28 protein-coding genes and 1 pseudogene are annotated in these 19670 nt (G+C 32.5%); 17 read left to right on the top strand and 12 right to left on the bottom strand.

What is annotated here, in order from left to right; all coding sequences use genetic code 11:
- The first annotated feature begins 13 nt into the window (after window positions 1-13).
- From EW093_RS11705 to EW093_RS11690, 4 genes are all read left to right on the top strand, one after another.
- Entirely contained in the window at window positions 14-334 is a 321-nt protein-coding gene (locus EW093_RS11705) for a cupin domain-containing protein (protein WP_149568586.1), read from the top strand.
- Window positions 335-403: 69 nt separating this feature from the next.
- Complete coding sequence (locus tag EW093_RS11700) at window positions 404-880, top strand: permease (RefSeq protein WP_149568585.1); 477 nt, start codon at window positions 404-406, stop codon at window positions 878-880.
- Window positions 877-1527, top strand: a complete 651-nt coding sequence (locus tag EW093_RS11695) for a permease (RefSeq protein ID WP_149568584.1) — start codon at window positions 877-879, stop codon at window positions 1525-1527. The genes EW093_RS11700 and EW093_RS11695 overlap by 4 nt, the downstream gene beginning before the upstream one ends.
- Window positions 1528-1529: 2 nt before the next feature.
- Entirely contained in the window at window positions 1530-2135 is a 606-nt protein-coding gene (locus tag EW093_RS11690; RefSeq protein ID WP_149568583.1) for a Crp/Fnr family transcriptional regulator, read from the top strand.
- Between the two features lie 21 nt (window positions 2136-2156).
- Here the strand turns inward: EW093_RS11690 and EW093_RS11685 are convergent, their stop codons facing one another.
- Both EW093_RS11685 and EW093_RS11680 read right to left on the bottom strand, forming a co-directional pair.
- On the bottom strand, window positions 2157-3005 hold the full coding sequence (locus tag EW093_RS11685) for a DDE-type integrase/transposase/recombinase (protein ID WP_149568582.1): 849 nt from the start codon (window positions 3003-3005) through the stop codon (window positions 2157-2159).
- Complete coding sequence (locus EW093_RS11680; RefSeq protein ID WP_187759694.1) at window positions 2980-3201, bottom strand: hypothetical protein; 222 nt, start codon at window positions 3199-3201, stop codon at window positions 2980-2982. Before EW093_RS11680 ends, EW093_RS11685 begins: the two co-directional genes overlap by 26 nt.
- A gap of 267 nt (window positions 3202-3468) precedes the next feature.
- On the opposite strand from EW093_RS11680, the pseudogene EW093_RS11675 reads away from it, so the two are divergent.
- Both EW093_RS11675 and EW093_RS11670 read left to right on the top strand, forming a co-directional pair.
- Window positions 3469-3759, top strand: a pseudogene (locus tag EW093_RS11675) (integrase core domain-containing protein); the annotation flags it as partial.
- Window positions 3760-3833: 74 nt separating this feature from the next.
- Window positions 3834-3992, top strand: coding sequence for a YhfG family protein (locus EW093_RS11670; RefSeq protein WP_149568580.1), 159 nt, complete (start codon window positions 3834-3836; stop codon window positions 3990-3992).
- A gap of 25 nt (window positions 3993-4017) precedes the next feature.
- Here EW093_RS11670 and EW093_RS11665 read toward each other — a convergent pair whose 3' ends face one another.
- Window positions 4018-4413: a HEPN domain-containing protein gene (locus tag EW093_RS11665; RefSeq protein ID WP_187759693.1), complete on the bottom strand. Its 396-nt coding sequence runs from the start codon at window positions 4411-4413 to the stop codon at window positions 4018-4020.
- Entirely contained in the window at window positions 4395-4718 is a 324-nt protein-coding gene (locus EW093_RS11660; RefSeq protein ID WP_149568578.1) for a nucleotidyltransferase domain-containing protein, read from the bottom strand. The genes EW093_RS11665 and EW093_RS11660 overlap by 19 nt, the downstream gene beginning before the upstream one ends.
- Window positions 4719-5336: 618 nt before the next feature.
- Between EW093_RS11660 and EW093_RS11655 the strand changes: the two genes are divergently transcribed.
- From EW093_RS11655 to EW093_RS11635, 5 genes are all read left to right on the top strand, one after another.
- Window positions 5337-5732, top strand: a complete 396-nt coding sequence (locus EW093_RS11655) for a hypothetical protein (protein ID WP_149568577.1) — start codon at window positions 5337-5339, stop codon at window positions 5730-5732.
- 83 nt (window positions 5733-5815) lie between these two features.
- On the top strand, window positions 5816-6034 hold the full coding sequence (locus EW093_RS11650) for a type II toxin-antitoxin system CcdA family antitoxin (RefSeq protein ID WP_149568576.1): 219 nt from the start codon (window positions 5816-5818) through the stop codon (window positions 6032-6034).
- The gene (locus EW093_RS11645) at window positions 6034-6351 is read left to right on the top strand and encodes a CcdB family protein (RefSeq protein ID WP_149568575.1); all 318 of its coding nucleotides are present in this window, start codon (window positions 6034-6036) and stop codon (window positions 6349-6351) included. Before EW093_RS11650 ends, EW093_RS11645 begins: the two co-directional genes overlap by 1 nt.
- Window positions 6352-6540: 189 nt before the next feature.
- Window positions 6541-7902, top strand: coding sequence for an FAD-dependent oxidoreductase (locus tag EW093_RS11640; RefSeq protein WP_187759692.1), 1362 nt, complete (start codon window positions 6541-6543; stop codon window positions 7900-7902).
- A 4-nt stretch (window positions 7903-7906) separates the two neighbouring features.
- A complete protein-coding gene (locus tag EW093_RS11635; RefSeq protein WP_187759691.1) occupies window positions 7907-8290 on the top strand; it encodes a NifB/NifX family molybdenum-iron cluster-binding protein in 384 nt (127 codons plus the stop codon).
- Between the two features lie 17 nt (window positions 8291-8307).
- Here EW093_RS11635 and EW093_RS11630 read toward each other — a convergent pair whose 3' ends face one another.
- From EW093_RS11630 to EW093_RS18110, 4 genes are all read right to left on the bottom strand, one after another.
- A complete protein-coding gene (locus tag EW093_RS11630; protein ID WP_246745031.1) occupies window positions 8308-9351 on the bottom strand; it encodes a YibE/F family protein in 1044 nt (347 codons plus the stop codon).
- A gap of 96 nt (window positions 9352-9447) precedes the next feature.
- Complete coding sequence (locus EW093_RS11625) at window positions 9448-10896, bottom strand: alkaline phosphatase (RefSeq protein WP_149568571.1); 1449 nt, start codon at window positions 10894-10896, stop codon at window positions 9448-9450.
- A 126-nt stretch (window positions 10897-11022) separates the two neighbouring features.
- Window positions 11023-11283 (bottom strand): Wadjet anti-phage system protein JetD domain-containing protein, encoded by a 261-nt coding sequence (locus tag EW093_RS11620; protein WP_187759690.1) that lies wholly within the window; start codon window positions 11281-11283, stop codon window positions 11023-11025.
- Window positions 11268-11534 (bottom strand): Wadjet anti-phage system protein JetD domain-containing protein, encoded by a 267-nt coding sequence (locus EW093_RS18110; RefSeq protein ID WP_425473403.1) that lies wholly within the window; start codon window positions 11532-11534, stop codon window positions 11268-11270. Before EW093_RS18110 ends, EW093_RS11620 begins: the two co-directional genes overlap by 16 nt.
- A 77-nt stretch (window positions 11535-11611) precedes the next feature.
- Between EW093_RS18110 and EW093_RS11610 the strand changes: the two genes are divergently transcribed.
- Complete coding sequence (locus tag EW093_RS11610) at window positions 11612-13057, top strand: MATE family efflux transporter (RefSeq protein WP_149568569.1); 1446 nt, start codon at window positions 11612-11614, stop codon at window positions 13055-13057.
- Here EW093_RS11610 and EW093_RS11605 read toward each other — a convergent pair.
- The 3 genes from EW093_RS11605 to EW093_RS11600 form a co-directional block, all read right to left on the bottom strand.
- On the bottom strand, window positions 13052-13948 hold the full coding sequence (locus EW093_RS11605) for a WYL domain-containing protein (RefSeq protein ID WP_149568568.1): 897 nt from the start codon (window positions 13946-13948) through the stop codon (window positions 13052-13054). The two genes, EW093_RS11610 and EW093_RS11605, sit on opposite strands and share 6 nt — an antisense overlap.
- A gap of 122 nt (window positions 13949-14070) precedes the next feature.
- Entirely contained in the window at window positions 14071-14202 is a 132-nt protein-coding gene (locus EW093_RS17845) for a hypothetical protein (RefSeq protein ID WP_281283429.1), read from the bottom strand.
- Window positions 14199-14633 (bottom strand): class I SAM-dependent methyltransferase, encoded by a 435-nt coding sequence (locus EW093_RS11600; RefSeq protein ID WP_149568567.1) that lies wholly within the window; start codon window positions 14631-14633, stop codon window positions 14199-14201. The genes EW093_RS17845 and EW093_RS11600 overlap by 4 nt, the downstream gene beginning before the upstream one ends.
- A gap of 130 nt (window positions 14634-14763) precedes the next feature.
- Between EW093_RS11600 and EW093_RS11595 the strand changes: the two genes are divergently transcribed.
- The 5 genes from EW093_RS11595 (at window position 14764) to EW093_RS11575 (ending at window position 19177) form a co-directional block, all read left to right on the top strand.
- Window positions 14764-15075 carry a cupin domain-containing protein gene (locus EW093_RS11595; protein ID WP_149568566.1) on the top strand — a complete coding sequence of 104 codons (312 nt, stop codon included), beginning with the start codon at window positions 14764-14766 and terminating at the stop codon, window positions 15073-15075.
- A gap of 265 nt (window positions 15076-15340) precedes the next feature.
- Window positions 15341-16363 (top strand): iron-siderophore ABC transporter substrate-binding protein, encoded by a 1023-nt coding sequence (locus tag EW093_RS11590; protein WP_149568565.1) that lies wholly within the window; start codon window positions 15341-15343, stop codon window positions 16361-16363.
- A complete protein-coding gene (locus EW093_RS11585; RefSeq protein ID WP_149568564.1) occupies window positions 16357-17349 on the top strand; it encodes a FecCD family ABC transporter permease in 993 nt (330 codons plus the stop codon). Before EW093_RS11590 ends, EW093_RS11585 begins: the two co-directional genes overlap by 7 nt.
- Window positions 17346-18371, top strand: a complete 1026-nt coding sequence (locus EW093_RS11580) for a FecCD family ABC transporter permease (RefSeq protein WP_223111603.1) — start codon at window positions 17346-17348, stop codon at window positions 18369-18371. The genes EW093_RS11585 and EW093_RS11580 overlap by 4 nt, the downstream gene beginning before the upstream one ends.
- Window positions 18368-19177, top strand: coding sequence for an ABC transporter ATP-binding protein (locus EW093_RS11575; RefSeq protein WP_149568563.1), 810 nt, complete (start codon window positions 18368-18370; stop codon window positions 19175-19177). Before EW093_RS11580 ends, EW093_RS11575 begins: the two co-directional genes overlap by 4 nt.
- A gap of 43 nt (window positions 19178-19220) precedes the next feature.
- Here EW093_RS11575 and EW093_RS11570 read toward each other — a convergent pair whose 3' ends face one another.
- Window positions 19221-19658 carry a BCCT family transporter gene (locus EW093_RS11570; RefSeq protein ID WP_223111602.1) on the bottom strand — a complete coding sequence of 146 codons (438 nt, stop codon included), beginning with the start codon at window positions 19656-19658 and terminating at the stop codon, window positions 19221-19223.
- Window positions 19659-19670 lie beyond the last annotated feature (12 nt).

Below are 19670 nucleotides of genomic sequence, written 5' to 3'. Positions count from 1 at the left end.
GGAGATTTAAATTATGAAAATAACACCAGTAAACAAAGCTGAAGTTGTTGTACAGAAGAACGGAGTAAAAGGTCAAAGAATTTACGATTATAATGAGACAATTGCTAACCATATTACTCTTACCCCAGGAGCTAGACTTGATACACACACAACTCCGGTTGATGTATTTTTCTATGTACTGGAAGGAAAAGCATGGATAGAAGTTGGAGATGAACGTATTGCAGTAGAATCAGATTCACTTATTGAGAGTCCAAAGGATATACCCCATGCTATAGAAAATTTCAGCAATACAGAAATTCTTAGAGTTCTTGTTGTAAAAACTCCTAAAACGTGACAAGGATCACATTCACAAGAATATTAAGCAGTCATAATAACTGCATATAGAGAACTAAAAGGAGTTTATATGACAACAGTTATTATGATTGTATTGGCGGTAATACTGCTGGTTGTTTCTATTATTAAAAGTAGAAGTAGAAGTAAGCAGGCAGTACAAATTGCTAAAAAAATGTTTCTTGGAACAATTGTAGAGGTTGCCGGAGTTATGGCAATTGTAGGTCTGGTTCTTGCACTTCTTCCACCTGAAATTATTAAGGATATATTAGGTGGAGGGAGTACAATACTAAGCACAATTTACGGTGCTTTAATTGGAACCTTAACAATAATGCCGGCTTTTATTGCATTCCCGCTAACTAAATCCCTCTATGTGAGTGGAGCTCATCTTGTATCCCTTGCAGCATTTCTAACAACATTAACTATGGTTGGTTTTGCAACATTTCCTATCGAAGTAAGACACTTCGGGAAGAAGTTTGCCATTGTACGAAACAGTATAAGCTTTGCCATGGCTCTTATAATTGCGTTTTTCATGGGGTTATTATTATGATAAGAAAAATTAAACAGTTTAAATTTTTAATATTAGCAGGGTTGTTATATATAGTATTTTTTATTTTTAACAGAGAAATATTTTTTAATGCTATTGGAATTACAAAAGGTTTCCTTGCAGAGATGATTCAGGTTCTTCCTCCTGTTATGATTCTCTCGGCATTAATAACAGTATGGGTTCCATCTAAAACTATTCAGAAAGGATTGGGTGAGAAAGCAGGTATAAAAGGTCGTTTTCTCTCTATTTTAATAGGGTCTGTTTCAGCCGGTCCTATATATGCAGCATTTCCTGCAGCTCTGGTTCTCTTTAAGAAAGGGGCTTCTATTTCAAATATGGTTATAATCCTAAGTTCCTGGGCTGTAATAAAGATACCTATGCTAATGGTTGAAATCCAGTTTCTTGGATTACAGTTCTCTCTTACAAGATTCTTCCTTACAATTCCTGCTGTTTTAGGTATTGGTTTACTAACAGAAAAACTAGTAAAGCGAAGTGATATAAAAGAAGAGGATAAAGAAGAAGAGAGGATAGAACTTCCAAACCTGAATTGTGGAGGTTGTGGATTTAGTAGTTGTGATGCTTTTAGAAATGCTATTATTGATGGTGAAAAAACTTTAGCAGGGTGTATAGTACTAACAAGGGGTAAATAATAATGAATAAACGAACATGGAATGACTCTATATTTGAAAATGGGATAGAGAAAAAGTATTCAAAATGTGATGTAATTCACACCTCTGAAGATATATGCTATTCCATGGGTAGGGTTGAATCAGGTTCTGTAAAAATATGCAGAGTTCTCCCTTCGGGAAAAGAGATTGTATTAAAAGAAATAACTGCTGGGGAAACGTATGCTGAACTTATAGTTTTTCTAAATATCAATTATCCCGGCTGGATTATCGCAAAAGAAGAGACCGTTGTAAAAGAAATTTCAGAAGTTAAAATATTTGAATATCTAAAGATGAGAGAAAATCTTGAATCATTTCTCTATGGAATATCAAATAAAATGTTAGGTCTTACAGATAAAATTGAATTATTATCCTTTAAAACCCTAAAACAAAAATTGATATTTCTTATAACTAAAAATAATAATTTAACAATTAAAGAAGTTGTTATATCCGATCTGGCATCTAGTTTAGGATGCTCCAGAGAGGCTCTATCCAGATCTATTTCCGACTTAGTATCAGAGGGTGTTATTTCACACAAAAATAATGAAATCAGGATTATCAACGAGGATAAACTGGATAAAATCTTTATTTAGCAATATATTCATAATTCCGTATCATTTGTTACGGGTGATTCTGCTATTCGATATTAGTTTATAATAGAAAACAATTATCCAAAGGAGTTTACATATGGGTGAAGGAATTGGGAATAACAGAGAAAAAGAAGCTAAGTTACGGGAGATTGTAAAAAATCTCAACGAAGGTTCAGATATAAAAACAATTAAGAAAAAGTTTGATAAACTTATTAGGGATATAAGTCCTGAAGAAATTGCTAATATTGAGCAGTCTTTAATAAAAGAAACTCCTTTCATAGGATTACCATTGTCTGAATGTACAAAAACATCAGGATGCTGATTCTCAAGTAGAGCACACTGAAATAGTTCTTGAGCAAGTGTATCATGTTCTCTATCATGAATAGCCCATTTCACGATACTCCTATTCCAAATATCAATAATTACATATGCATAATAAAAGAGACCACTTATATCTGTTTTTAAAAAGGTAATATCCCAAGTCCAAACTTGATTAGGTCCTGTCGCTTTTCTTTCGAGTGGAGGATTACGTTTCTTTGATGGGCGTGAATTACCGCGGTGTGTAATTAGACTATTTTTCCTTAAAACTCGATAAAACGAGCTTATACTGGCTATATAGACACCTTTATCTAGCAAAGAAGCATGAATCTTGTAAGGATTTAAATCTTTGTACTGCTTATTACAACAGAGGTTAATTAGTTCTTGTTCTTCTTCGTAAGTTAACTTTTGGGGTATGTTTTTAACAGATCCTTTTCTAGAATCAATAAGATTACCAGCTCGCCAACGTTCGAAGGAACTTGTAGATATTTCCATCGCCTTACAAGCTTCACGTAAACGAGCACCAGTTTCAGTAGCTACTGTTATTAATTCCACAGCAGACCTCCTTAGATCCGTAGAGATCAATCTTCCTCTTTGCCCCCCAAAGTTCCTCCGCTTTTTTTTTAAGCGTATAAAGCGCAGCCATTTCCGCAAGTGCAGCCTGGCTTCTTTTAAGCTCTCTCCCCAATCTTTTATTCTCTATTTTCAACTTCTTGTTAATCTCTTTTTCTGAATCTTTTTTATTTTCCACCATGTCTCTCAGTTCCTGTTCGTATAAAGTTATATGCTCTGAGTGCAATCCTTTTTCACGAAGCCAACGACCTTCATCTTCTTACGATAAGGACTTGGATTCTATAACAAGACTTAGTTTTTCTCTCGCTGAACGATTAGCACTATGAACAGTATTACTTGCATTGAGTGTACCTTCTTTTGCTTTGTTAAATGCTTGAGCCGTATGAGCGGGAAACTCTCACGTACGGTTCTTAGACGAGGGGGAGAGAGTAATCTCTCTTCCTTAGTCGAGTATAGCTCTAAAAAATATATAGACTCAGTAAAAAAAGCTGGCTTTAAAGTTTCAATGTCTCGACGGGGCAATTGTTTTGATAATGCTCCTACTGAAAGCTTTTGGGGTGCTTTAAAACAGGAGTTTGTATATCACAGAAGGTTTAAAACTAGACTAGAAGCAAAAGCAGCTATTCAGGAGTGGATAGAAGTTTTTTATAATAGAATTAGGCGACATTCCTCTTTAGGAAATGTTGCTCCTGCTGTTTGGGCAGGGAAAAGAATAAAAAAGAAGGAGGCAGCTTAAAGCAAGACTGTCTACTATTGACAGTAAATGCCAGTATCATTGACCTGCCAAAATTAAGAATATAAAATTAGTATATGATTAAAAAATCCTTTGAAGAGAAAGTAGAATTTATAAGAAAAAATAGACTAAATAACTATAAAGAGAGTTTAAGACTGGAAGGTATTAATCCAATGTTAAAACTACATGGTAAAACAAGAGCTGAGATTATCGCTTATTATAATAACCAAAAATGATTCCAATAAAATATGAGAGAGTTGTTTAATAACCTATATTATCTAATAAGTTCGAAATAATACCAATAAATAGATCAATATCATGCATATCATCATGTATCAAACCATACCGGCCTTCTACTGCATAATCAGAGAGGACAATAAGTTTATCTATAGTGTTATAGTTTAGGTCTATTTTACTCTCTTTCAGGAGGTTAATTAGCTCTTCAATATCATGGGTTCTAGGGAATTTTATACTGTTTAAATCTAAGATTGATTTTAAAATCTTTTCTGTTGATTGTTGTAAGTGGAACATAACAACTTCAAGATCCAATTCATCGTCACCATTGTTAAAATCTCTTAAGATGTTTTTGGCTACTTTTAAATCTACTTTTGCTTTATTTATTAAAAGCTCATATTGTTTTAAGAATTTCTCTGCCACAATAAGTCACCTTTAGTCTCAATATCATAGAACACTGAATTTATCTGAGTTTTGTAAAAATCATACTCTTCTTTATATGAAACAATAATATCTTTAGAAACTCGTATATCTTTTAGTAGAGCCCTAATTTTAGTTTTTTCTGCAATTTTTGATTCTACCTTATCTTCAACAACACAAATATCCAGATCACTATCTTCTGATGGATTACCGTAGGCATAACTTCCAAACAAGATAATTTTTTCAGGATTTAAAACCTTTAGTCTTTCTGTGATATCTTTTTTTATTAGATCAATGTCTGCAATCATATTAGAACTATAACATAATTAACTCTTTCAAACAAAGCTCTTTTAATTCATAGTTATTTTTATATAACTGTAGGTGTAAACAATACTGTAAACACTTAAGCTTGATTTTGGAGCAGTTTTGAATTATAATTTAATTATACAAACCCATATAATTACTTATATAACAAAGAATTATATAGTTTTTAAAACTGTAAATTGCACATATGGGAAAGACCAGTAACATTTGTTACAGGATATAATTTTTTAATATATATACTGTAACCATTAAAAAACTATTAACTAAGCTTACATTTCAAAGTTATTTTATATTAAAAAATTCTTGATACGGCTTTTTATATTGGTTAGTATAATTCTATGATATCTATATTAGAAGCCGTAGATTCAAGACAAAAATCACATAAAATTAAGAGGTAAATAGATACCTATAAAAATATGGAATTACTATTTAATACTGGATTCATTTCTTATATATGTATAATTATTTTATTTTCTGGAAGCATATATTGTTTAAACGGAAATAGTATAACTAAACAAAAAAAGTTTAGATTTAAGATCTTACTTTCAATTTCAATAGTTTATTTGACAAATAGGGAATTAGCCTTTTCTAGAGGTATATCTGTGGATATTCTATATTGTTTTTTTTGGAATGACTTAAATATTTTATCAAACTTGAGAAGTCATATAGTAGAAGTTTCATTATATGTATTATTAGGCTGTCTAGCTGTTATACTCCCAATAATATTAAATAAAAAATTTAGAAAATCTATTTTTAATTTTAAGTTTGAATCGGATAGATTGTTTGTTATAATACTCATTGTAATCGCTTTTAATATTATTATTTCTTATTTAATAGGAATTAAAGACTCTATAATAAGTGCAAAACTTTTTCATTATAGTATTAATACAAATGGTCTCCTAAGAGGAGTAATTTATGAGATTCTCAAGTATACATTTTTTGGTCTTTTAGAAAATACTGGATTTTGGGTAGCAATCTTTTATACAACCTGTCTTTAAGTTTAAGCCTTAAAAAACTATCTACAGGATATCATCTGATTATTCAATTTGACTACACACCATACGTGTGTTAAAATACACACATGAAAACGAGAACAAATGTAAGTATAGATAAAAATCTACTAGATTCTGCAAGAACCTATAATATAGTTATTTCGGCTCTTTTAGAGGAAGCAATTAAACAAGAGATAAAAAAAATAGAAAAAGATTTATGGTTAAAAGAGAATAGTACAAACTTAAAAAACTACAATGAGAGAGTCATACACTCAGGAGTTTTTAGTGATGATATTCGGAGTTTTTAATGGAGCAATTTGATATTCTATATAACAAAAATAAAAGTAGTAAAAATGATGTTCCCTATCTTATAAACCTACAATCTGACCCTATGAATATTTTAGCTACAACAGTTGTAGCACCACTTAGGAAAACTTCAAAATATTCTGAGCAAATTCTAACTAAGTTGCATATTCCAATTACTATTAATAATATTGATTATACAATATTCACGTCAGAATTAGCTTCTATTCCAACAAATATAATTGGTGATAAAGTTTTAAATGCGAACTATCTGCGACAAGATTGTACTGAAGCAATTGACTTACTTTTTACTGGTTTCTAAATATTTAAGATCTATTAAATAATAGAGCTCTTAAGCAATCCTTTAATATTGAACAAAGACATGTAACAGCTTTCTAGTAAGAATTTTCCTAGGAACATCCCCTATAAAGAGCATATGCACGCTATTGACTTAAAACCTTCTAAATCATATATTGTGCATATACACAAATTATTATATATAGGAGTTCTTATGAAATATGACATAGTAGTAGTAGGCGGAGGGCCTGCTGGATTATCAGCAGCTATGGCTCTTAAAACCAAATACAGAAATAAGAGTTTAATATTAATCAAACAGGAAGAAATTGGTTTAGTTCCATGTGGTATGCCATATATCTTTGGAAAATTAAATTACAATGTCGATGCCGATGTAAAACCTCATAAGCCATTTATTGATGCTGGGGGAATTTTGTTAATTGATACCGTAACATCCCTTGTTAGGGAGAAAAAAGAGATAAACACTAAAAATAGTGGGGTGATAGAATATGACAAACTTCTACTTGCTACTGGTTCAGACCCTTTAATACCTAAATTCATTAAAGGATACGATAACCCCAATATCTATTACATAAAAAAAAGTTATAACTATATGAAAGACATTTCTCCTATTTTAAAAATATCAAAAAGAATAGCTATTATAGGTGGCGGTTTTATTGGTTTAGAAGTAGCTGATGAACTTGCCCATGATAAGAATAAAGAAATATCATTGATCGAAATGGAGGAAAATGTACTATCCCTAGCATTCTCTAAGTTTTTTAGTGAAAAGGCAGAAGAGTCTTTAGAGAAAAATGCAATTAATATTTTAACAAATACTAAATTATTAGAAGTGAAACAAAATATAAATGATATTCAACTTAATTTTTCTGATGGTGAATCTCTTTGTGTCGATGCTGTCATTTTCGCCCTTGGTTATAGACCAAATACTCAGTTTGCCAAGGAAGCAGGATTAACACTAAATAAATTTGGTGCAATTAATGTAGATAATTTTATGAGAACCGATGATAAAGATATTTTAGCGATTGGAGACTGTGCTAAAAAAAGAGACTTTTTTACAAGAAAAGATTCAAACGCTATGCTAGCGTCGGTAGCAGGTGCTGAATCTAGATTTGTTGCAGAGAACTTTTTTGAAGTTTGTAGCACAAAAAATAGTATTGGAACTATTAGGGTATTTTCCACGATGTTAAATGGCCAAGTTTTCGCAGTAGCTGGACTTACAGAAAAAGAAGCTACTGAAGAAAATATGGATGTTACTATAGGAAAATTTACAGGCTATGATAAACACCCAAGAACACTGCCAGGGACAACAAAGATCACCATACATTTAACATCAATGAGGAAAACAGGTGCTATTGTTGGAGCTGAGATTACCGGTGGCCAGTCAGTAGGTGAAATGATAAATGTTTTAGCCGTAGCTATACAATCAAGATTAACCATTTATGAGTTATACTCATATCAGATAGGAACCCAACCACTATTAACAGCGGGACCAACAGTAACACCAATAATGAAGGTATTAGAGAATACAATTCGTTCTAAAAGTTTAAATAAGGAGTAAAGATTTGGAGAGTTTTAAAATTTGCATAGGAACTAATGATAATAGAAGTATAGCTAATACACACCTAGGTGATACTAGTTTTTTTAATATTTACGAGCTATATAACAACCAAGAGTTTAAGTTCGTTAAACAGATTGTAAACTCCTCCAAAGATATGGATCACTCTAAAGAGGACAAAATGAGGTCTATAATTAGATTGATAGGTGATGTAGAAGTGCTGGTTTCAAAACAAAAAAGCCCTAATTTTATTAAAATATCACAAAAGACTAAGTATCTGCCTATTATAGTAAAGGCAGATACATTAGATAGTGTTATAGAAATTATAGGTAGATCCTTTACAGAGATATACAAAAGTATTGGAACCATGGATATAATTCTAGACTTCTAATTACCATAAAGCACAAATTATTCTTTTCTATCATACAGAAGTATAAAACTACCCAAAAAGGCTGTTAAAGGGGCAACAATAACTAGCCCAAAACTCCCAACTAGAGTATGTAAAACCTCTGCAGCTACATAGTTTAGATTTAAAATATTAATCCCAGGTGTACCTTGGGCAACAAAAACCATTAAAAGCCCAGTATACCCCCCAGAGTAGGCAAGTAAAAGTGTGGTTGTCATAGTACCGATAACCGCTCTACCTACTTTAATACCTGAGAGAAAAAGTTCTTTCCTAGTAATATCTGGTTTTTTATTTAATACCTCTGTCATAGATGCAGAGACATCCATTGCAATATCCATTACAGCTCCAGATGAAGCTAAAAAGATACCAGATAAGAAGATATCTGTAATATTTAAATGGGCATATCCAGCATATAAGAGCATCTCTGTAAAAGGTTTTGTAGCCCCGTGTATTTTAAATAGTGCACCAAATAGTAGAGCTAAAACTGTTGTAACTATTACTCCTGAAATTGCAGATGCAAATGCATTAACCCCAGTTCTATTAAACCCAGCAATCAGAAATATAATAACTCCTGTAAATATTGCAACAACACTATTAGATAGAATTATTGGAGAAAGTCCTGCAAGAAAACCAGGAATTAAAACCTTCCAAATCATTAAACCAGTAAAGATAAAACTAACTATAGCCCTTACACCTGTCCATCCTGAATAAAAAACTAATAAACCAACAAATAGTAGAAAAAGTACCAACTCCAGGTTTATTCTGTAATGGTCAACAATATTTCCAAATAATACTTCATCTGTATTTTCATCTATATTTAAAGTTGCAAGAACAGTATCGCCTTCAGTAAATATTTTATCAAACTCCATTTTACCCATAAGAATATTTACAGCATTAATATGTTTACCTTTAAATCTACTATTTAGTATCTCGGCCACTACAGTCTGGTCTCCTGTTTTTACAATACCAAACTGGTTTACTTCACTATTATCAACAGAAATAACTTTAGCTTTTACTCGTAAAGTATTAGTTGCCTGTGATCCCATTTTAGGCCCGGGGATTATGAAAATAACCACCGAGCATACTAATACTAGGAAAAAGAAGAGAATATCTCTCCTTTTTTTTGTATCAGAAAATATCATCTATATCCCCATTGCAGTATAGAGTTTTGTGAATATTTCTGTATTATCATAATAACCATTAAAACTATTTTGTTGGATACCCATGGCAAACGTTGGTACAGGTACTCCTGTATGGGAATAAGAAGTCCATGAAACACCGGCTCTCTGATTCAATAAGTGGGTAACAGTTATAGTTAAAGGATCGTAGCCTCCATAAAGAAGGTATGACTCATCTGTGGTATCTCTTTGCTCCTTTGGAAGTAGTGATTGAGCAAATGCTCTTTCAAGTTGACTTAACTCATACTCTGAGAGTTTTGTAAGACCATAATTCTCTTCTATTAGTGGTAATATATCTAAGAATGTGGCATCAGAACCCTTCTCATCTAAAAATGGCTTGTATACAAAATTTTCAAACCCTTCAGTACTTAGTTTTTGTTTAGCTAGTTGAGTAAAATCTGAACCGTATTTTGTTCCAGCAAAACCTAAGGTAAGTCCTCCTGTTTCATGGTCTCCAGTTACAACAATTAGTGTTTCATTAGGGTGAGTATTATAGAATTTTATAGCTTCTTTTAAAGAATTATCAAATGCAATAGTGTTATTGATAGATGCAGCAGCATCATTTGCATGACAAGCCCAGTCTACTTTTCCACCTTCAACCATCATGAAGAATCCCTTATCATTATCAAGAAGTTCAATACCTTTTTTTGTAAACTCAGCTAATGTAATATCATCTTTTTTCATATCCATTGAATAAGCAAGGGCATTTCCAGCAAAACCTGTATTGTAAGCATAGTTCTGCCCATTAGCTTTTAGATTAGCAAAATCATCTCTAGAGGATGCAATATTCCAACCTTTCTCAGTCATAATATCATGAGCAGTTTTTTCCCCCTCTGGAGTTTTATCTATTCTAACCATTCCACCACCAAAGTAGTCAAAATTACTGTTAGCCATTTGAATATTTATGTCATAATAGTTATTTCTACTTACATTATGTGCATAAAAAGTTGCAGGTGTTGCATGGTCAAGGTTAACACTTGAAACAATACCAACTTTTTTCCCTGATTCTTTAGCTAACTCCGCAATGGTTTTTAATGTTTTTGTTTTTGATGGATCCATTGAAATTACACCAGACTCTGTTTTGTAACCTGTTGCAATGGCTGTTCCTGCAGCTGCAGAATCTGTTATTAATGCGTTTGAAGCTTGGGTTGTGGTAAGGCCCTGGGCAGGGAAATTACTCATTGCAAGTTTTTTAAAACTTGCCTCTTCTCCTTCTAGTGCGCTTAGGTAAGCTTCAGCAGCACTTAATTGAGGCATAGCCATTCCATCTCCAATGAAAAGGAATACATATTTGGCCTTTTTTGCTTCAGCTGTTACTTGAGCAATATCCTTACTCTCCTTGTTTCCGTTTGCGAATGCTGCTACTGATAATGATACCATAACAAGCATTAAAATTTTTTTAATGTTATTCATTTTTATTATCCTCCGATATGAAATATTTTTAGATAATTAAATTAGAAGAACATTAGGTAAAAGTTAGTGTTTTATGAATAAAATCATACTAAAATAATAGGAAACTTATGTAAAATGAAAATGGAGCTAATTACTCCCAATACTAAACCTAATCCTCTCCTGTTCTAGTCGTAAACATTCATTATTATTAAATAGCCTCTTGTAAAGTTCTCTCTCCTCCTTAGTAAGATAGGGAAGATCTAGCTGCTTTACCAAACTTATCCCATGAGCATACTCATTATAGTCATCAAAAGTTTTATTATCCATTAATATTGATGCAACATTTGGATAATAACTTCTAAGATTATTTAATATTTCAAAACCCTGGGGGTCTATATATCCCCCCAATAATATATGTTGACATCTTGTAAAAAATTAATATCACGAAACAGGGAGAGTCCTTTACCCATTCCCCAGATGACAATATCACCACTATTTAATAGTAGAGTTAGATAATTCATCCTATTTTCAACTATATAAATGTTTTTAAAATGAATGTTAGTCTTATTTATCTCTTCTAATGGAATAGCTACCTCTTTTAATCCATTATAAAAGCTGTTATCTGGAAACCTTATATGTACATAGAAATTCTGATCCAGCCTTAAGCCATACCTCTTCTCAAAAGTTGTTTCCTCACTTTTTCTAGGAGGTATTATTAAAATAGATGGAGTAAATTATGAATATTAAATTTAGTAGATATAAACTATTAGATGATTTTAAGAAGGTTTGTTTCTTTTTAGATAATAATTATAACTTAGAAACCCTTAATGGTTATCTACTTAAACCATTTTATGAATACGCCCATACCCACGATGAGTTTAATCATAAACTTTCCCACTTAAAGAGATTAGCCATCCCTACTAGTATAGGTCTACTATTTAATACAATGTATAATGTTGTAGATAGTTTCTGGGCTGGGAAATTATCAACAGACTCCCTAGCATCCCTAGCCCTTAATTTCCCACTTTACCTACTTGTTATCTCCCTAGGAGTAGGGTTTTCAGCTGCTTCTGGTGCACTTATAGCCAATGCTATTGGGGCGAGAGAAGTTTTAAAATCTAGAAAATATCTTAGCCAATCAATTATAAGTTCAACTTTATTTTCTCTTTTTATAGCAGTTCTTTTTTTAATAATACTTGAGCCTATATTCATTCTATTAAAAGCCGAAGGTCCTGTTTTAAAGGGGGCAATAGACTACGGTAGAGTAATTATTTTAGGTATGCCAATTATAAATTTAGTCCCAGTATTGTCCTCAGCCCTCTCATCTAGGGGGGATACAAAAAGTTATAGGAATATATTAATTATTGGATTTCTACTTAATATAGGTTTAGACCCACTTTTTATGTATGCCTTATCTTTGAATGAGGCTGGTGTTGCACTGGCTACAGTACTTATACAATTTATTAGTCTACTCTATCTTTTATATAAAGTTATTAAGATTGATGGATTAAAAGAACTTAAAAAAGAGGATTATATTCCTGAAAAAGAGTATATAAAGGAGATTGTAGAACAAGCAGTTCCCGCTACAGCAAACTATGTAACGATGAGTTTAGGGACTTTTGTAATTACTTGGTTTATTGCAGCCTTTGGAAGTAATGCCGTTGCAGCCTATGGTGCAGCAATTAGGGTGGAACAGATTGCTTTAGTACCTGCTGCAGGTTTAAATGTTGCACTAGGGGCAATGGTAGGTCAAAATAATGGTGCAAAAAAGATAGATAGGGTAATAATCTCATATAAACTCTCCCTACTTGGAGGTTTTATAGTTATGATAATAATACTCCCACCGGTTCTTATATTTGGACAGCAAATTATTGGACTTTTTACTAATAATAAAGATGTTATTAGAATGGGATATGACTATCTACTACTCCAGGGAATAACGTTTTATAGCTACATAATACTTTTTCAAAGTAATGCCCTACTCCAGGGGATTAAAAAACCAAGATTAATAATGTGGATGGGTCTATATAGACAAATTCTAGCCCCAGCTATTATTTTTTATATTCTCTGTTTTGCTCTATCTTTGGAAGAGAGAGGTGTCTGGATAGGGTTAATATTTATTAACTGGTCATCTGCACTTATAACTCTAGCTTGGACATTAAGAAAGTTAAAAAAGTTATAAATTCATATAGGTTGTTAACTCTTTTTTAATCTCATCCCTTAGTTCACTAGGTGCAATTACAATAATTCTAGGAATCCAATATTTAATAATATTTTTAATCTCCTCTAAGTAAAAAACCTTAACTGTTACAATTAGTGAACCATCATCCTCTGTAGTACAACTCTTTTGCCCAGGCAGGGATATGTTATCAATAAAATAAGAAGTAAATGATGCAACGACTCTAAGTTTAACTTCTATAGACTCCCCTTTTGATATCCATACAGTATCACTCTCTTCAATACTTCTAATTATATCTTCATCCATAGAAAAACTATCAAACCCCTGGGATGCCCCATCAATTTTTGATAACTTGAAGGATTTCAAAATATCTTTTTCAACAGCAAAGAGGTACCATGTACCATAATTATTTACTAAACGGTAGGGCTCTACTAGGTGTCTTTTCCACTTATCCCCCTTAAAATAGGTAAACTTTAATTTAACACTCTTTGAGATAGCCTTAGCAATTAGATCAAACTGAGTATTACCCTTAAGAGACTCTTTATAAGGTGATTTAAAAATAAAAGGTTTTGATGACTTACTATCTATAATATCTGTAATAAAACTACTATCTAACTCTGGGAATATCTCTTCGATACCAATTATTTTAGATAACTTCTCTATATCCTGTACAGAGAACAGACCTCTATACTTTTTATCCATCCAGTAGTTACCACGTTTATCTGTCTCTATTCTAAAAGGTGTTTTTAATCTCTGGTTTAAATCTAACTGTAAATTTCTAATTCCATATCCTGTTAGATCTTCTAGATCGTGTATATTAACTTTCTCTTTATTACTTAGCTCATTTAATATTACAGCATACCTCTCGGCAATACCCTTACTATCCTTAATCATGTAAGTAGTATACCAAACAATACTCAAATCCAAAATGTTTTTAACTTCTTTAATTTATAACTCGGTAAGCTTAGGAGGAAACTCTAGTTAAGCTCCCGTTTTATATAAGGTATAAAAAACTATTATATTTTTCTCCCTACAATATATATAGAGTCATCTTCCTCCTCCTCTTTATATCTTTTAATCTCTAAGATCTCAAATTTATCCTTAAAAAGGGATTCTAACTCCTCTTCAACATAGTAGTTCGATATCAAACCTTCATACTCTTCGCTACCCTCACCGGCCCAAAACGTATGAAAATTATCCCACCATCTGTTAATATTCGAGCTTGATTATAGATAGATTCAACCATCTCTCTTTTTTTTATATGGTGCAAAACCTTATTAGAGTAGATTGAGTCAAATACCCTGTTAGTATCCAAGGTTACAGCATCTAGTTCTAATAAATCTGCGTCACTGTTCTTTTCTATATATAGATCTAAAAATAGTTTAGATTTATCAGAACCTGTTACTTTAAAGCTTTCAGCTAGGATATCTAATTCCTTTCCAGGGCCTATACCAATCTCTAAAACTGTAGAATCCTTATCTAAGTATGGGATAAAATTATTAATAAGCTCTCTACCATCATAATCTTTAGCCATATTAATATACTGTTTTACACCCTCTTTAGAATCATAAAATGTCATTTTAACCTCCTAAAACAAATTTTATACTACATAGTATAGGCCAAAGCTAAAAAAACTTCTAACCGGTATCAAATGATACAGCTATTACTGTTCTAACAACCTATAATTAATTTAATAAAGGAGATTTTAAATGGAAAAATGGATATTAGATGAATTAAAGAAATCCCAGGGGAAACAGGGGATAACAATACAAAAAGTACCCCACAGTTTTACTACTAATTCAGTTCAACTAACCTTTGATAAGGGGGCTGTACTGCCAATACATACCACTCCAGTAGATGTTCTTTTTTATGTAATAAAAGGGAAAGGTAAATTAACAGTAGGTAGTGAGACCTCAGAATGTGAAGAAGGCTCCTACATGGAAAGTCCTAAGGATATTCCCCACGGCTGGGAAAATGTAGGAGATGATATTTTAAAAATATTAGTTATTAAGCTTTTTTAATACCTAATATTGGCCTAACCTTTGGAATTTATACTATTTAAAAAAAATGATAGAAGGTAGTAAATTTTTTTTAAACCTCGATGTTTAACTCCTCTATTTATTCCCATTAGGCCTTCTGGATTCATAACTTCTTTATCCCACGGTTTTAATTATCTATGGACTTATTTATAAAATATAAAAAAGTATACTATATATATTGTCATAATCCCTAAAATTAGGTATACCTAATAAAGTTTAACAGTCAGAACTTAAAGGAGATAGAAATATGTTAACTAGAAAAAGAGGGATAGTTATACTGATATTTACTGTTTATATCTCAGTATCTATGTTTGGGAGAAATCAATCAGAGTCAGTTGAGGATATTCAGCCTAATAGGGAGGATAAAATTGTAATAGAGCATGCCTATGGAGAATCTATAATTTCGAAGACCCCAGTTAGGGTTGCAACCATCTCATGGGGTAATCATGATGTACCACTAGCCTTAGGTATAACTCCAGTAGGGATTTCAGCAGCTAATTATGGTGTGACAGAAGGAGAGAAATTACATCCTTGGACGAAAGAAGTTCTAGATAGTATGAACTCAGAAGACACTACGATATATGACGATATAGCTGGTCTAGACTATGAGGCAATTAGTGACTCAAATCCAGATGTAATATTAGCTGCATATTCAGGAATTACCAAAGAAGAGTACAATTTACTTAGTGAAATTGCACCGGTAATTGCATACCCAAAGAACCCATGGCAGACATTATGGAGAGAAAAAACGAGACTGAATTCTAAAGCAATGGGATTAGAACTAGAGGGAATAGAGTTAATTAGTAGAGTAGAAAAACTTATAGAAAGTAGAACAAAGAAATATCCTGAAATAAAAGATAAAAGTGCGGCATTCTTCTACTTTAACCCATCAGACCTTGGTAAATTCTATATTTATACACCTGTTGATGCACGGGCAGCATATCTTAAGGATTTAGGACTACATTTCCCTGAAAGTATCTCTGAAAAACTAGATATAAGTAGTTTCGCAATAGAGTTAAGTTCAGAAAATGTAGATATCCTTTATGATCTTGATCTAATATTTACATATGGTGATGGGAACTTATTAGAAGCGCTTAAATCGGATCCATTAATAGGAACAATTCCAGCAGTGGCCAATAATGCAGTGGTTTTAATCGAGGATAATTCACCATTGGCAGCATCATGTACTCCTAGTGTTCTATCAATCCCTTGGTATATTGACGACTACTTAACCTTAATAAATAGTGCCGCAGAAAACGTAAAATGGTAAAAAGGAGTCTGCTTATAATAATTAGTATAATAAGTATTGTAGCTACAATATTTTTATCTCTAGCATTTGGTGCTAGGGATATTAATTTTATAGAAGTACTAGATACGCTTATACATACCAAAAAAGAGACATTAATCCAGGTAGTTATATGGGAAAGGGTTCCTAGAACCATTTTTGGTTTAATAGCAGGACTATCATTAGGGGTTTCAGGAGCTCTAATGCAAGGAATAACTAGAAATCCCATAGCAGACCCTAGTGTATTAGGTGTAAATACTGGGGCATCTTTATTTGTGGTAATTGGCATTGTATTCTTTAATATAAATAGCGCCTTCCTGTATATTCTACTTGCTATTTTAGGGGCATTTTCAGCAGCGATATTTGTCTACGTTGTTGGATCTTTAGGTTTTGGAGGTGTAACACCAATAAAACTAGCTCTTGCAGGAACTGTAACCAGTATAGCTTTAACTTCTGTAACAAATGCAATTGTTCTTCCTAATGCGGAAAATCTAAATAGTTTTCGATTCTGGAGTGTAGGGAGTCTAAGTGGTGCTACCTACCAAGGAATATTGGCAATGATACCATTTTTCTTGATAGGTTTACTTATAGCTTTTATAATTTCAAACCCTCTAAATGCATTGGCTCTAGGGGATGAATTAGCAACAGGCCTTGGAGCAAGGCCTACAATGATAAGACTCTTAGGGGCAATATCTGGGGTTATACTTTGCGGATCAGTAACTGCTATAGCAGGACCTATAGGATTTATTGGTTTAATGGTTCCCCATGTCATTAAGATCATAGTTGGAACAAATCAGAAGCTATTATTACCATATTCAGGTATTGGAGGAGCCCTTTTACTTCTAAATGCAGACATTTTAGGCAGAGTTATTGGTACTCCTTCAGAGTTAGAAGTTGGAATTATTACTGCTTTTATAGGGGCTCCAATTTTAATTGTGATAGTAATGAGATCAAAGGTTGATACAAAGTGAAAATAGATAAGAATAACATCTGGTATGGTTTCCATAAAAGACGGAAAATGCGGATTAAAGTAGTAATAATACTTACGACTATCCTTTTGTCCCTTTCTTTATTAGAACTGATATTAGGAAATACATACTATCCAATACCTACTATATTAAGAGTTTTAAATGGGGAGAGTGTAAAAGGTGCTACATTTGCAATTATGAAAATTCGCCTTCCTAGAATGTTAAGTGGTGTTTTAGTTGGTCTTGCCTTAGGTATTGCAGGTAATACATTTCAGGTAATGTTAAAAAACCCTTTAGCAAGCCCAGATATTATTGGTATATCAACTGGATCTAGTGTTGGAGCCCTTTTTTCTATTTTGGTTTTAAACTATTCAGGATCTTTAGTCTCTATTTCAGCTTTAATGACTGGATTAACAGTTGCAAGTTTAATCTATTTATTTTCCCAAATAGGTGGGTTCTCAGGTAGTAAACTAATACTAATAGGTATTGGAGTTCAAGGGATGATGGGTTCAATAATATCCTATCTTCTTTTAAAAGCCCCACAATATGATATCCCAGCAGCATATAGGTGGTTAAGTGGAAACTTAAACGGTGTTCAAATGAGCTCAATCCCCCTACTTTTATATGTAGTATTATTTTTTGGAACTATAATACTCTTAATGGAAAGGTATCTAAAAGTCTTAGAACTAGGGGATAGTTCTGCTACAACACTTGGTGTTAAAACAGGTTTCGTAAGGGTTATGTTAATAGTATCTTCTGTTTATCTTATCTCCTACTCAACTTCTGTTACAGGACCAATCGCTTTCATATCATTTTTATCTGGACCAATATCTAGAAAGATTTACGGTACGAGTAGTTCTATCGGTTCTTCTCTAGTAGGTGGGATCATAGTATTAGCTGGAGACTTAATTGGTCAAAATCTTTTTAGTGTAAGACTCCCTGTTGGTATAATTACTGGAATGTTAGGGACACCATACTTAGTACTACAAGTAGTAGAAATTAACAAACGAGGAGTAAATAAATGAATAATATCCTAAAGGCTAAAAACGTTATTTCAGGATATGATAATAAAATCATAGTAAATGATATATCAATTACAATTCCAGATAGTAAAATTAGTGTCATAATTGGAGCTAATGCTTGTGGAAAATCTACATTCTTAAAAACTATTGCTAGGTTATTAAAGGTTAAATCTGGTAGCGTTGTAATTAATGAAAAAGAGATAGGAAAAATCAACTCAAAAGAGTTAGCCAAAACCCTAGGATTACTTCCTCAATCGCCTATTGTTCCTGAAGGGATAACAGTTATTGATCTAGTTTCTAGAGGAAGGTTTCCATATCAAGGTGTAGTTAAAGGGTTAAAACAAGATGATTATGAAGCAATTGAAGAAGCCTTAGATATAATGGGAATCCATGAATTAGCCAATTGTAGAATTGATGAACTCTCAGGAGGTCAGAGGCAAAGAGTCTGGATATCAATGGCATTAGCTCAAAATACAGACATTCTACTATTAGATGAACCTACAACATATTTAGATATATGTTATCAAATTGAAATTTTAGATCTATTAACAGACTTAAACAGAAAGCGTGGAACAACTGTGGTAATGGTACTCCATGACATTAATCTATCTGCAAGATATGCTGATAATATTTTTGCAATAAAAAATGGAAAATTAATCTCTGAAGGCTCTCCAGAGGATGTAATTTCTAAAGAGTTAATAAGTGATGTTTTTGGCTTAGATAGTGTTGTAATAACAGATCCGATATCACGTTCACCCTTAATTATACCTAGGGGGAGACATCATAAACGGGATATGGTGTATAGCTAATTTTCATTCTATTAAAGGTGGTTAATTAAAACCACCCTTATATCTATTTCTTCTCATCCTCTTTATCAATTATTGCATGATCATGTACAACAGAATTAATAACTTCATTAATTATATGATCCTCCCTAATTTCACGTACTTTTCTACGCACCACTTCTTCAATTTCAAATTCCTGTTTAAGACCTGCATTAAGGGAATAAATCATCATTAGTAATATAACTGCAAATGGTAAACCTGTAATAACAGAAGCTGTTTGCAATGCAGTTAAACCTCCACCAATAAGTAGTGTAGCAGCAACTACACCCTCCATAACAGCCCAAAATACCCGTTGAGGAACAGGAGAATCTAACTTTCCTCCTGATGTTAAATGGTCAACAACTAGTGAACCAGAATCGGATGATGTAACAAAAAACACTGTAACTAAAACAATACCAATAGAAGTACGCCTCTTCTGGTCTACCCCCGAATTTACAAATAACATAAAATTAAATAT

Origin of the sequence: Thiospirochaeta perfilievii, assembly GCF_008329945.1 — a bacterium.
GTDB lineage: Bacteria > Spirochaetota > Spirochaetia > DSM-2461 > DSM-2461 > Thiospirochaeta > Thiospirochaeta perfilievii.
The sequence above is the reverse complement of the archived record's forward strand: the minus strand, read 5'-3'. Positions and strand labels throughout refer to the sequence as shown.

Coding starts and splice junctions, on each gene's coding strand:
- EW093_RS11570 (WP_223111602.1), bottom strand. CDS start 19,658: ATGTTATTTGTAAATTCGGGGGTAGACCAGAAGAGGCGTACTTCTATT.
- EW093_RS11640 (WP_187759692.1), top strand. CDS start 6,541: ATGAAATATGACATAGTAGTAGTAGGCGGAGGGCCTGCTGGATTATCA.
- EW093_RS11575 (WP_149568563.1), top strand. CDS start 18,368: ATGAATAATATCCTAAAGGCTAAAAACGTTATTTCAGGATATGATAAT.
- EW093_RS11600 (WP_149568567.1), bottom strand. CDS start 14,633: ATGACATTTTATGATTCTAAAGAGGGTGTAAAACAGTATATTAATATG.
- EW093_RS11705 (WP_149568586.1), top strand. CDS start 14: ATGAAAATAACACCAGTAAACAAAGCTGAAGTTGTTGTACAGAAGAAC.
- EW093_RS11630 (WP_246745031.1), bottom strand. CDS start 9,351: ATGGGATCACAGGCAACTAATACTTTACGAGTAAAAGCTAAAGTTATT.
- EW093_RS11605 (WP_149568568.1), bottom strand. CDS start 13,948: ATGATTAAGGATAGTAAGGGTATTGCCGAGAGGTATGCTGTAATATTA.
- EW093_RS11595 (WP_149568566.1), top strand. CDS start 14,764: ATGGAAAAATGGATATTAGATGAATTAAAGAAATCCCAGGGGAAACAG.
- EW093_RS11700 (WP_149568585.1), top strand. CDS start 404: ATGACAACAGTTATTATGATTGTATTGGCGGTAATACTGCTGGTTGTT.
- EW093_RS11625 (WP_149568571.1), bottom strand. CDS start 10,896: ATGAATAACATTAAAAAAATTTTAATGCTTGTTATGGTATCATTATCA.
- EW093_RS11695 (WP_149568584.1), top strand. CDS start 877: ATGATAAGAAAAATTAAACAGTTTAAATTTTTAATATTAGCAGGGTTG.
- EW093_RS11670 (WP_149568580.1), top strand. CDS start 3,834: ATGATTAAAAAATCCTTTGAAGAGAAAGTAGAATTTATAAGAAAAAAT.
- EW093_RS11585 (WP_149568564.1), top strand. CDS start 16,357: ATGGTAAAAAGGAGTCTGCTTATAATAATTAGTATAATAAGTATTGTA.
- EW093_RS11690 (WP_149568583.1), top strand. CDS start 1,530: ATGAATAAACGAACATGGAATGACTCTATATTTGAAAATGGGATAGAG.
- EW093_RS11660 (WP_149568578.1), bottom strand. CDS start 4,718: ATGATTGCAGACATTGATCTAATAAAAAAAGATATCACAGAAAGACTA.
- EW093_RS11610 (WP_149568569.1), top strand. CDS start 11,612: ATGAATATTAAATTTAGTAGATATAAACTATTAGATGATTTTAAGAAG.
- EW093_RS11645 (WP_149568575.1), top strand. CDS start 6,034: ATGGAGCAATTTGATATTCTATATAACAAAAATAAAAGTAGTAAAAAT.
- EW093_RS11650 (WP_149568576.1), top strand. CDS start 5,816: ATGAAAACGAGAACAAATGTAAGTATAGATAAAAATCTACTAGATTCT.
- EW093_RS11590 (WP_149568565.1), top strand. CDS start 15,341: ATGTTAACTAGAAAAAGAGGGATAGTTATACTGATATTTACTGTTTAT.